Below are 12321 nucleotides of genomic sequence, written 5' to 3'. Positions count from 1 at the left end.
TATATAAAGAAGGAAAGCCCGGCTGCTATCGGTATAGGATAGCAGCTGGATTTTTTTATAGTTGAAGAAATTTAAAAATTCGAGGCTTCATCCAAGCAGGTGTGTCAGGGGATGCGGCAGTTCACCCATGGTTCCATCTACTACCGGTTTTTTCCGCTCTGTCCGTACGTCTCCGCCCACTTTTCCCTCTCCCTCTACCGGCAGCGCTCTTCTTCTTCTAAAAACCGTTTTCATCATAATATACCTGAACCTTTCGACTTACATACTGCGATGAGCAGACATGATAATAATTTACTATTCCGAAAACGCATTAATTCGACATTTTCATAACAAAATGCGCTACACTGAAGGAAAATAGAATGGAATTATTATACTTTCCTTTAGTCCAAAGGATTTATACAGAAAGGTAGTGTTCGCATGTTGATGGGATGGCTCAAGACGAAACCAGCACCAGGAAACGAGGAGACAGGAACCGGTTACATACATACGCTGATCGACAGCACCGGGAGTCTTGTTATTGAAACGAACCGCTCCGCGCAGGACGTGCATAAAATTATGGAGGAAGCTTCCTTGAGAACAGCGGAACAGGCAGCCTCGGTCGGTGAACTGAACGAGAGCATGCAGTCGTTTACACAGGATGCAGAATCCGCCGCCGACCGCACAGCTGGCGTTGCAGAGGAAATGAAGTCGGCAGCCGACCGGAGCGGCAGGGTGCAGGCAGAGGTGAAGCAGCTGACGGAGATGGCCGGAGAAGGAAAAACATCGATGGAAACGACCGCTGCCCAGGTGCAGCAGGTGATGACGGCCGTTGACAGGCTTTCGGACACCGTCGGCCGTGCGGGAGAATCGACAGCAGAGATTCAAACGATGATCCAGTCGATTAATGATATCGCTGAGCAGACGAACCTTCTGGCGCTGAATGCATCGATCGAAGCGGCGCGCGCCGGTGAACATGGACGCGGATTTGCGGTCGTCGCCGACGAGATCCGCAAGCTCTCTGAAAATGTGACCGGTGCGACCCGGCAGATTACGACACTGATCGGAAACGTGGACAGCGTTGTCGGTCAGGCCGTTGACGAAACGAAAATGAGCCGGAGCGACATGCAGCAGGTGGCAGCCTCTGTCGGGAAAACGGAAACGACGTTTTCCGGGATGATTGATCTCGTCCATGACGTGGAGGACGGCATCGATGCGGTGACAGACAATGTCCAGAAAGCAAGCAGCTACGCATCGGAGATCACAGATACGACGCAGAATCAGCTGGCTGCAGCAGAGGAAATGGCTGCGGCGGCGGAAACGATTCATACGATGACCGCGCAGAACGAAGCGTCCAACCAGGAAGTACTTGCCCAGATGAGTGAACTGACGGCGCAGGTAAATCAGTCCGGCCGGAAAATGGTGCTGGAAACCGGGGAAAACCCGGAAGTGACGGAGTATTTTTCGTACCGTCACGATGATCAGGGCGTTTTTGAATACGTCACTGATTCCATCCGCGACGTTCTCGGCTATGAGCCGGACGAATTCATGAAGAGCTACGAGGCGTTTTTAACCGACTGGAAGAAAAATGCCGAGGCGGAAGCTTATACCGAAGCGTCGCTTTCCGGCGTGCAGCAGCCTGCCTATGAAGCGGAGTTTTATCATAAAGACGGCCGCAGAATCCGCCTGCTCGTGACCGAACTCCCGGCACGGGGCCGGAGCGGGAATGTAGAGGCCGTTGAAGGATTGATGAAAAAAATTGGAGAGGAGCCTGCCCGATGAGCTATTCTTTACGCGCCGCCCCGGCATTCGGTCTGCCGGCAGAAGGCATCAGCCGGAGTGAACGGGAAGCGGTATATGAACAGATGCTTTCGGAGATGCAGGAACGGAGCAGCCACTTTCTCGGCTATCAGGTGAATCAGAAGCTGGAAGCCTCGCCGGAGCTGTTCTCGTTTCTGCAGATGCACTTAAACAATGCGGGGGACCCGTTTACGCGCGGCAGCATGACGATGAACACGAAGAAAATGGAGGAAGCAGTCCTCGACTACTTCGCAGAACTGTGGCATGCGAAAACGCCGCACGATCCAACGGACGGCGAGTCCTACTGGGGATACACGCTCTCTATGGGGAGTACAGAGGGAAATGTGTACGGTATCTGGAACGCACGCGACTACCTCGCAGGGAAAACGCTCCTTTCCGATACCCACGCAGAAAGCCGTGCGGAAGCAGCCAGCCGGGAAGGGCGTCCGGCGCGCGTGGAGGACGGCATGAACTACGAGCAGGCGGAGGCAGCGCCGCAGTCGCCGCATGCGTATCAGCCGGTCGCATTTTTCTCCCAGGATACGCACTATTCGATCGTCAAAGCGATGCGGGTGCTTGCCTTCGACACGTTTTCCGAAGTCGGAAGCAGGAACTATCCGTGTCCGCTCCGCTTTCCGGAGGATTATCCGGCAGGCTACTCCAGCCAGTACATCGATGAAAGCGGCTGGCCGAAAGAGGTGCCGTCCGAGGAGGATGGAAGTGTCCACCTGCCGTCGCTCGTCAAGCTCGTCCGCTTTTTCGTGGAAAAGGGTTATCCGATTTTTGTCTGCTTCAATTACGGCACCACGTTTAAAGGTGCGTATGACCGCGTCGAGGAAGCTGTCGAGGAGCTGGTACCGGTACTGAAGGAAAACGGCATGTATGAGCGGGATGTAGAGTACGAACGGGACGGCCGGCTGTACTCCACCCGCCGGAACGGATTCTGGTTTCACGTCGACGGCGCGCTCGGCGCGGCGTACATGCCGTTTGTCGAACAGGCGATGGAACGGGGAGAGATGGAAGGACAGCCGTTTCCCCGCTTCGATTTCCGCATTCCGGACGTGCATTCGATCGTCATGAGCGGCCATAAATGGCTCGGATCGCCTTTTCCAGGCGGCGTATTTATGACGAAGACGAAATTCCAGCTTCTGCCGCCGGATGACCCGATGTATATCGGGTCGCCGGATACGACGTTCGCCGGCTCCCGCAACAGCTTCAGCGCCATGTATCTGTGGGATCACCTCGCCCAGACACCGCACCACGAGCAGCGGAAGAAAGCCGTCCGCGCCGAAGCCGTCGCCTCGTTTGCCGAAAACGCGCTCCGGGAAGTAGCAGCCGAACTGGAGCTGGACCTCTGGGTGGAGCGGACGCCGCTTTCCTTAACGATCCGCTTCCGCCGGCCGAGTGCAGAAGTAGTAGAAAAATACTCGCTCTCCTGTGAATCGCTCTACGTAAACGGGGAGCGCCGGGACTACGTCCACCTTTTTGCCATGGAGCACGTGACGGAAGAAACGCTTTACGCACTGGCTGCCGATCTGCTGGCAGAAGGCGCGTATGCCGAAGCCGCAGAGACCGGAAATAAGCCGGGAGAGTAAAAAGACGATAAAAAAGACTGCGTGGTATGGAAGAACATACTGCCGCAGTCTTTTTGTTTCTGTTGGCAGTGCTTCTCCTCCGCTCGTGCTTTCAACCGCCTGCCGCGGCATGGAGAAGTTGGACTCTGCCGGTGCACTGCGGGAATATTGGGCGGCGAAGTTGGAATATGGACGGGGGAAGTTAGACAATAACAGGGAAGTGGGAATGGAACGCCTCGTTGTTAGACTGGAAGGGGCAGTTGCTGGACTGGCAGCGTCCGTTGTGAGACAAACCGGCTCTGAAGTAAGACTCCGCCGCTGGCTGTGCTTTCACACTTCGGCTTCCGCCGGAACACGTGCGGCTGCAGGAACAGGCAGGAAGCGGGTCCATGTACAGCAGCTCCTTTTCTTTTAAGATCAGACGGACCTTTAATACTTTCATCCAGCAGTCTTCTTCTGGACGAAATTCAATCGGTTATCGGCACTTTCTGCCGTTTCTCCTGCTTCTCCCGATCCGGGCGCATGCATTCGGTGCTTGCCGCCGCTCTTTTTTTCTGATAAGCTGAAATCGAACAAATGTTCTTATCAGCTGGAGGGGGCGGTGCGGATGCATCCCATTTTAACCGAGGAAGAGCTGACGCTCGTATCCACGTTCGTCACGGCTTTGTGGACGAAAAAAGTACTGGAGCGCGATAAGCAGCGGATTTCGCGTGCGGGTTTTAAATACAGTCACGTCTATGAGGAGTGGTTCGACTTTCTGGAGCTGCAGAACGGCGGAGTGCTGCAGCGCGTCCGGTTTGAAATGAAGGAACAGGGCATGGAAGTGTGGCCGCTGGATGCCTACGAGCTGAAATCGACGCCGCACATCATCGGCTACGGCTGCCAGTCCCGCGGCTACCGCACGGAGTACCGGCTGGCACCGGAAGTGCTGAAACGGAAAGTCGAACGCCACCTGCGCCGCCTCCTGCTGGAACAGAAAAAAGATCACCGCCCGCTGCGCTCGGAGCCGGAAGAAAATGAATTTTCTTCAGAAGAGCACGGCCGGATCCAGTAAACGTTCAAATTTGGTCACAAAATTCATTTATTTCCTTCTAGTCAAATGTGAAAAACATCGTATAATAGCAGACAGGAGGGATTATACATGAAGCAGTTTCTTTTACTGATCTCTGCAGCTGCGGCGCTCGTGCTTACCGGATGTTCCGGAAACACCACGGAGGAAAACAGTGCCGGCTCAGCAGACGACATAAAGCAGCTCGTGGAAGCGTTCAGCCTGCAGACAGCGGAAGCGGAGACCGCGAGCATTTCTTCGGAAACACTGACCGTTCAGGACAGCAGCGGCACCACGGAGCACGAACTGCCGGAGGATGAATTTTTCGTATCCATTGCCCCATTTGTCAACGAAACCCATCCATGACAAGATCATAACCTGACAGGTTGTCAGGGTGAGCTGGTGGAAGAGGAATTTGATGTACTCGTAAAAGACGCTGACGGAGACGTTGTTATTGAAGAAACGATGACGTCCTATGCCAACGGGTTTATCGATCTGTGGCTCCCGCGCGGAGAAACGTTTGACGTCACGATTGAACACGATGGAAAACAAGCAGAAGCTGCCCTGCCGACGAATGAAGGGGACAGCACCTGTATTACCGATATGCAGCTCCAGTAAGGCTGGGCGAAGCCTCAAATAAAAACCGGACGTTCGTTGAAACGCTTAAGTGCGGTTCCAGCGATCGTCCGGTTTTTTTATGCTGTTTTCAGAAGACCCCGCCTTGACGGAAAAGGTGTGATATAGTATACCAGATGAAAGCGTAAACACGGAGGGAGGAAGCAGGATGAAGCGGCGGAACGTGCCGATCAAGTGGAAAATTACATCGATGACGCTCGGCGTCGTGCTCGTGTCCATTGTGATCGGCATGACGGTCTTCCTCGGTCTGCTTCTTTCCAATCAGCGGGATGATATCGGACAGCGGACGATGCTTACCGCCCAGATGACGGCCCAGATGGAACTTGTTCAGGAGCTGGATGAGCCGTCGGCGCAGGAGGAGCTGCAGCAGCTGACCGAGCGGATCCGGGCGACGCAGGAAGACGACTATATCGTTCTTCTCGATATGGAAGGCACGCGTCTCACTCATCCGGTGCCGGAGCGCATCGGAACAGCGTTTTCCGGCGGGGATGAGGAGCCGGCCTTCTACGAGCACGTCTACTTATCCGAAGCGCGTGCAGACAGCGGCACGACGGTGCGTGCGTTCGTGCCGGTCGTGGATGAAAACCGCAGTCAGATCGGGGTCGTGGTCGTCGGCAACCAGTATCCGCCGTGGTACAGCATGCTCGGAGAGATGGTCCACCCGCTGCTCATTTTTCTCGGTTTTGCGCTGGCCTTTGGCATCTGGGGCTCGTGGCAGCTCGCCAACCATATTAAAAGCCAGACGTTTCAGATGGAACCGGATGAACTGGCACGAACATTGAAGGAGCGCACGGCCACCTTCCATGCGATTCATGAAGGAGTTATTGCGATCGACCAGAACCAGACGATTACGATTATGAACGATGCCGCACGCCGCATGCTGAACATCCAGGGAGCGGCAGTGGGAGAGCGGATTCAGGACGTGATCCCGGATACAAGACTTCCGGAAGTGCTCGACGTGGACGCTCCGATTATGGAACAGGAATTTTACGTCCAGGGCCGCGCCATCTTCAGCAACCGGATTCCGATCTCCCAGGACGGGCGGACGATCGGGGCGGTGGCCATTTTCCAGGACCGCACGGATATGACACGGCTCGCCCGGCAGCTGACGGGGGTGCAGAATTACGTCGACGCCCTCCGCGTTCAGAACCACGAATCCTCCAATAAGCTCCACACAATCGCCGGGCTTATCCAGCTTGGGCGGGGGGAGTCAGCGCTTGATTATATCTTTCAGGTCACGCGGGAAAACGACCACCGCTTCTCCAGAATCACGTCACGGATTCAGGATGAGAGCATCGCCGGTCTTTTGATCGGGAAAATGCAGCGCGCCCGTGAACTGGATATGAAGCTGCATATGGATGACGACATGGCGTTCCGCACGTATCCGGAAGGGGTTGATGAGCATGACCTCGTCGTCATCATCGGCAATCTGCTCACGAACAGCATGGAGGCCTTTCCCTCAGAGCAGACCGACTGCAGCATTCATTTCACGATGTACGAGGAAAACGACAGCCTGCTGATTCAGATCAGCGATAACGGCGCAGGCATGAGCGAGGCGGACAAACAGCATCTGTTCGACAAAGGATGGTCGACGAAATCAACCGAAGGACGCGGGCTCGGCATGTATTTAATCCATACGATTCTGCACCGGATCAATGGGGAAATCGACGTCTACTCTGCACCGGACGAAGGGACCGAAATGGTGCTGACCATACCAATGACGAGGGAGGGATCCTATGACAGCGCAGTCTCATCCTGATACGGTACGGGTGCTTCTGATCGAAGATGATCCGATGGTGCAGGAGGTAAACAAACTGTTTATTGAAAAAGTGCCGGGCTTTACGGTAACAGGCGTTGCCGCCAATGGAACCGAAGGCCGGCGGATGATCCGGGACATGGATCCGGATCTCGTTCTTCTCGACATTTTCATGCCGCAGGAAAACGGGCTGGAGACGCTGACGCGGCTTCGTGAAGAAGAGGAGGATGTGGATATTATTGCGATTACGGCAGCGAATGACGGGGAGACGATTAAAAAGCTGCTCCGGCTCGGTGCGGTTGATTATATATTAAAGCCGTTCACGTTTGAGCGGCTGCAGCAGGCGCTGACAAAATACCGGCAGCTGGCGGATACGCTCCGGGGAGCGGCGTCGTTTTCGCAGGAGGACATTGATCAGGCGGCCTTTGCAGAGTCACCGCCGGTGGAAAAGCAGCTTCCGAAAGGGCTCCACCGGAAGACACTGGATCATGTCGTGGCGGTGCTCAAGCAGCATGAGGAACCGCGGACGACAGAGGAGATTGCAGAGGACGTGGGCATGGCGCGGGTGACGGTGCGCCGCTATCTCCAATTTCTTGAGGAAACCGGCTCCGCTGCGATGACGATGAACTACGGGACGATCGGCCGGCCGGTGCAGCAGTACCGCTGGCAGGGAGGCGCATAGCATGAAGTTATTCGTGTCGTTTTTCGGGATGGTCTGTCTCGGTCTTGCGGCTGCGTTTTATGTCGGCTTCGGTTTTTTGTTTTCCGGGCAGCCCGCCGCCCAGGATGAGGAACTGGTGGAGGAGGAGCGGCCGTACGTGCTTCACTTTTCCCACGTCGTTGCGGAAAATACACCGAAAGGCCTTGCAGCGGAGCGGTTTGCCGAAGCCGTGCAGGAAAAAACGGATGGCTGGGTCGACGTGCGGATTTACCCGAACGGTGTCCGTTACAATGCTCAGGAGGAATTTGATGCGCTGAAGGAAAACGAGGTGCAGATGATTGCACCGGCGTTTTCAGAAATCACCCGTCATGATCCGAACTGGTACATCTGGGATCTGCCATATCTATTTTCAGACGAGGCGGAAGTTCAGGAGGCATTTGAGGGAGAACTCGGCGGGGAGCTGTTTCACAGCATCGAGCAGCGCGGATTCAAAGGGATGGTGTTCTGGGATAACGGGTTTAAGCAGATTACGCTGGATCGAAGCTTCGTGATTTATCCGGAGGACGCAGTAGATTCCCGCTTCCGCGTCATGCCGAGCGATGTGCTTCACGAAACGTTTGAGCGGATCGGCGGCACAACGGAAACGTATCCGTTCAACGAAGTATATCAGCGGCTCGGGAGCGGAGAGATCGATGGAACGGAGAATACGCTCTCCAACATTTATTCCAAAGGATTTTACCGGCATCAGGATTTCCTTACGCTGACGGACCACAACTACCTCGGGTATGCGGTGCTTATGAATCCGAGCTTCTGGAAGGACCTCCCGCCGGCACACCAGGAGGCGGTAAACGAAGCGCTCGAAGAGGCAACAGCCTGGCTCCGTGAGGAATCGGCCGCATTGAACGAGCAGGCGTTATACCAGCTCCGCTACCAGGAGCACATGCATATTTACGACCAGAACGAGCTGGAAAAAGCGCAGTGGCGCCGCGCCCTGCAGCCGCTTTACGAAAAATACAGCGGCATTATCCATGAAGATGTGATGGAAGCGCTTCCCGCTGCGGAAAGTCCCTATGCAGAGCAAGGACCGCACGAAGGAAGCTGACAGGTAGACCGCAGAAGCCGGAAAAAGGCGCTGCGGTCTTTTTTTTGGCCGGATTAGAACGTATAAAAGTCGAATACTCTTCCAGACTGCGTACGGCCAGGGCTGCAGGATTCCAACCTGCTGTTACATTCACCGTCTTTTCTGTTAATAGCGCTTCTTCGCTGCCGTTAGAAGCCTGGCGTGGGGGTTTCTTTCGGCCGGGAGTACACTATACAGATTCTCGTATTCCTTTTCCTGGAGGTTTTCGTAGATGACGGTGCCTGGAAGCGTCGGTTTGATGGCATTCGAAAAACACTGGACCAGAAACAGCCGCCCGCGGACCAGCATGGCTCGTTATCGGACCACCGCAGCTCTGTACCGGACCAGGAGTGGTCTTCTCCCGGACCAAGCGCATTCTATTGGACCATCTTCTGACCAAATCGGAACACGTGCCGTACCGAACCGGACCAACTTCCCAGCCCATCGGACCACCGGCCGCCGAATTTCCGGCGCCCACCTCTGCTTCACGCCGCGGCTGGCGGCTGAAAGCGCGCGCGAGGCCGTGCCGGAAAGAAACCCTCTGTGACCAAAAAGAACAAAAAGACCAATAAAAACAAATGCTTCTTTTGAAAGCGCTTTTACACTACGATAAGACACATGTTCTTACAGATTTTATCGAGGGAGGAAGATGACATGAAGAAGAAAATGGGTCTTTTCACAGCTGCACTTACGGTGCCGATGGTGCTTGCCGCCTGCGGCGACGGGGGAAATGAAGCTGCCGGCGGGGAAAACGGCGGCGGAGAAGGGAACAATGCGGGAGACAACGCCGGAAACAACGGCGGAGGCTCAGGTGCGCCGGACAGTGTCACGATCGGAACGGCGTCCCAGGGTGGTACCTACTATATCTACGGCGGCGGCCTGGCATCCCTTCTGGAGCAGGAAATGGATATTACATCCAACGTGGAAGTGACCGGCGGTCCGGTGCATAACATGCAGCTGGTCAGCGGCGGCGAGCTGGATATCGGGATGGTGACAACCGGCCCGGCATACGAAGGCTATACGGGAAGCGGTGAGTGGACCGAAGGCAATGAAATCGATGATGTGCGCGTCGTTTTCCCAATGTATGATACACCGTTTCACTGGTGGTCGCTGGAAGGCAGCGGCGTTGAATCCATCGAGGATATGGCCGGCGAACGCGTTGGTGTCGGTCCAGCAGGTGGTACGTCCGGCACGTATCTGCCGATGATTCACGATCTGCTTGAACTGGATACAGAAAACGTACAGGCCGGCGCGAGTGACATGACGAGCCAGCAGATGGACGGCCAGCTGGATACGATCGGCTTTGCGGCCGGTATCCCGATTTCTGCGGTTTCTGAAGTAGAAACACAGGAAGATATCACGTTCTTCGGTATTGACGGTGACATGCGTGACCAGGTGCTCGAGGAGTATCCATTCTTTGACGAGTACACCATTCCGGCAGATACGTACACAACGATGGACGAGGACCTCGAAACGATTGCCCAGTTCAACTTTGGAATCGTCCACGAGGACATGGATGAAGACTTCGTGTATGAATTCGTAAAAGCGTACCACGAAAACAACGAGATGCTGCAGAACACCCACTCCGCAGCAGAAGAAGCTGTACCGGATGCGATTTTGAATAATACGGATGTGCCGGTTCACCCGGGCGCGGTCCGCTATTATGAAGAAGAAGGCATCGACATTCCAGAGGATCTGCAGGGATAAAACATCATCAGCGGGGATGGACCGGCACAGCCGGTCCACGCCCGTCATATTCATTGAGCGAAGGAGGGAACCGCATGGCGGAGTATACAGAAAAGCAGAATGAAAAAGAGCAGGAGGCAGCCGAAGAAGCGGTGGGAAATGCCCGTGAACTGCGCGGCGTTACTTACTATGCTTTCATCATTATTGCGGTGGCTGGTGCGCTTTTTCATTTATTCGTCCTGAATTTTTATCCGCTGGAACCATGGATTTTCCGCAGTATTCACCTGGCGATTGGTGCCACACTGGGACTGATGCTGTTTAAAGGGAGCAAAAAGAGCGGAGACCGCGTCAGTATTGTGGACTGGGTGCTGATTGCAGCCATCATCGGCGTGACGATTTACATTGCGGTCAATCTGTCATCGCTTCTCTTCCGCGCCGGTGTCATGCCGGAGCGCTGGGATGTCATTATGGCGACGGCCGGCATGATCGTCGTCCTGGAAATCACCCGGCGGACAAGCGGATGGACGCTTCCGATTCTTGCCGGTATCTTTGTTCTTTACGCCTTTGCGGGCCCGTACCTTCCCGGGCTTCTGTATCATAACGGTTACGGTTTTGAGCGTTTCATTACGTATATTTTTGGTGTGGACGGCGTGTTTGGCGTGACGCTCGACGTCTCTTCCAAATACATCCTGCTGTTCATTCTGTTCGGCGCCTTTCTACAGATGTCGGGTGTCGGCAAATATTTTATTGACTTCTCCTTCTCGCTTGCCGGCGGAATGCGCGGCGGACCGGCCAAAGTGTCGGTCATTTCCAGCGGTCTGATGGGGATGATGAACGGTACATCTGCCGGAAATGCGGTGGCAACCGGGTCTCTGACGATTCCACTGATGCGACGCGTCGGTTATCCGGCCCGGTTTGCTGCGGCTACCGAAGCGACGGCGTCTGCCGGCGGACAGATTATGATTCCAATAATGGGTGCCGGCGCGTTCATTATGGCGGAAATTACCGGCATTGCTTATGCAGATATCATCATTGCAGCGACGATTCCGGCGCTTCTCTACTTCTTGTCCGTCTATTTCATGGTCGATTTCCAGGCGCTCAAAAAAGGTATGCGCGGCCTGCCGCGTAAAGAGCTGCCGCCGCTGAACAATGTATTTAAGAAGGCTTACTTGTTCATTCCGATCGTGCTGCTGATTACGTCTCTTCTGATGGGCTTCTCCGTTATCCGCTCCGGAACGGTGGCGATTCTCGCATGTCTCGTCGTCAGCTGGATGCACCCGGGACACCAGATGGGGCTGAAGCGGACCGTTGATGCCATTGTACTCGGAATGCGGAATACCATTCAGCTGCTCGCGGTCTGTGCGACAGCCGGAATCATCGTCGGGGTAATTGCCCTGACCGGTGTCGGCATGCGGTTCAGCTCCATGCTTCTTGGCATTGCGGATGCGAACCAGTTTCTTGCGCTGTTGTTCGCAATGTTTATCGCCATTCTTCTCGGAATGGGTATGCCGACCACGGCAGCCTACGCGGTTGCGGCAAGTGTCGTGGCGCCCGGGCTGATTAACATCGGCATTGAGCCGCTGCTTGCCCACATGTTCGTGTTCTACTTTGCGGTCATGTCAGCCATTACGCCGCCGGTCGCGCTGGCTGCGTATGCAGCGGCCGGGGTGGCGGGCACCGATCCGTTTAAAACCGGATTTACCGCCTTCCGGCTCGGGATCGCCGCCTATATTGTTCCGTTCATGTTCATGTACAGTCCCCAGCTTCTCATGATGGGGGACGGCCTCGGCATTGCTGCCGCTGCTGCTACCGCATCTGTCGGTATCTACCTGCTTGCAGCTGCGGTGCAGGGATGGTTCTTTAAGCGTCCTGCCGGTCCGGTGATCCGCATTCTACTGCTTAGTGCTGCGGTCATGCTCATTAACGCAAACATACTCATCGATGCGGGGGCGCTCGTGTTTATCGGTGCAGCCGTCCTGCTGCAGCGTCAGCAGCCGGCCCAGACGATGGAAGACCGGGCTGCTGCTTCCGAACCGGGGAGTCTGTAAAAATCATAAAGAAAAG

General features: G+C 55.2%; 11 protein-coding genes. 9 read left to right on the top strand and 2 right to left on the bottom strand.

The features are described from left to right. Window positions 1-87: 87 nt before the first annotated feature. Entirely contained in the window at window positions 88-237 is a 150-nt protein-coding gene (locus C6I21_RS16265; RefSeq protein ID WP_181186027.1) for a hypothetical protein, read from the bottom strand. Between the two features lie 180 nt (window positions 238-417). Here C6I21_RS16265 and C6I21_RS01345 point away from each other — a divergent pair, with 180 nt between their 5' ends. Both C6I21_RS01345 and C6I21_RS01340 read left to right on the top strand, forming a co-directional pair. Further along, a complete protein-coding gene (locus C6I21_RS01345; RefSeq protein WP_105957619.1) occupies window positions 418-1758 on the top strand; it encodes a methyl-accepting chemotaxis protein in 1341 nt (446 codons plus the stop codon). Then, window positions 1755-3371: a pyridoxal-dependent decarboxylase gene (locus C6I21_RS01340; RefSeq protein WP_105957618.1), complete on the top strand. Its 1617-nt coding sequence runs from the start codon at window positions 1755-1757 to the stop codon at window positions 3369-3371. Before C6I21_RS01345 ends, C6I21_RS01340 begins: the two co-directional genes overlap by 4 nt. 181 nt (window positions 3372-3552) lie before the next feature. On the opposite strand, the gene C6I21_RS16140 is transcribed toward C6I21_RS01340, so the two are convergent. Further along, window positions 3553-3792, bottom strand: a complete 240-nt coding sequence (locus C6I21_RS16140) for a hypothetical protein (RefSeq protein WP_142393197.1) — start codon at window positions 3790-3792, stop codon at window positions 3553-3555. A 165-nt stretch (window positions 3793-3957) separates the two neighbouring features. On the opposite strand from C6I21_RS16140, the gene C6I21_RS01330 reads away from it, so the two are divergent. From C6I21_RS01330 to C6I21_RS01295, 7 genes are all read left to right on the top strand, one after another. Next, a complete protein-coding gene (locus C6I21_RS01330; RefSeq protein ID WP_105957616.1) occupies window positions 3958-4404 on the top strand; it encodes a YhjD family protein in 447 nt (148 codons plus the stop codon). An 87-nt stretch (window positions 4405-4491) separates the two neighbouring features. Then, window positions 4492-5016 (top strand): CueP family metal-binding protein, encoded by a 525-nt coding sequence (locus C6I21_RS16840; protein WP_181186026.1) that lies wholly within the window; start codon window positions 4492-4494, stop codon window positions 5014-5016. Between the two features lie 166 nt (window positions 5017-5182). Next, window positions 5183-6793, top strand: coding sequence for an ATP-binding protein (locus C6I21_RS01320; protein ID WP_105957615.1), 1611 nt, complete (start codon window positions 5183-5185; stop codon window positions 6791-6793). Then, a complete protein-coding gene (locus tag C6I21_RS01315; protein ID WP_105957614.1) occupies window positions 6771-7472 on the top strand; it encodes a response regulator in 702 nt (233 codons plus the stop codon). The genes C6I21_RS01320 and C6I21_RS01315 overlap by 23 nt, the downstream gene beginning before the upstream one ends. A gap of 1 nt (window position 7473) precedes the next feature. Further along, entirely contained in the window at window positions 7474-8553 is a 1080-nt protein-coding gene (locus tag C6I21_RS01310) for a DctP family TRAP transporter solute-binding subunit (protein WP_105957613.1), read from the top strand. Between the two features lie 672 nt (window positions 8554-9225). Then, a complete protein-coding gene (locus C6I21_RS01300) occupies window positions 9226-10278 on the top strand; it encodes a TAXI family TRAP transporter solute-binding subunit (protein ID WP_105957611.1) in 1053 nt (350 codons plus the stop codon). A gap of 74 nt (window positions 10279-10352) precedes the next feature. Next, entirely contained in the window at window positions 10353-12305 is a 1953-nt protein-coding gene (locus tag C6I21_RS01295; protein WP_105957610.1) for a TRAP transporter permease, read from the top strand. Window positions 12306-12321 lie beyond the last annotated feature (16 nt).

The sequence above is a fragment of the Alkalicoccus urumqiensis genome (assembly GCF_002993335.1).
Lineage (GTDB): Bacteria > Bacillota > Bacilli > Bacillales > Salisediminibacteriaceae > Alkalicoccus > Alkalicoccus urumqiensis.
The sequence above is the reverse complement of the archived record's forward strand: the minus strand, read 5'-3'. Positions and strand labels throughout refer to the sequence as shown.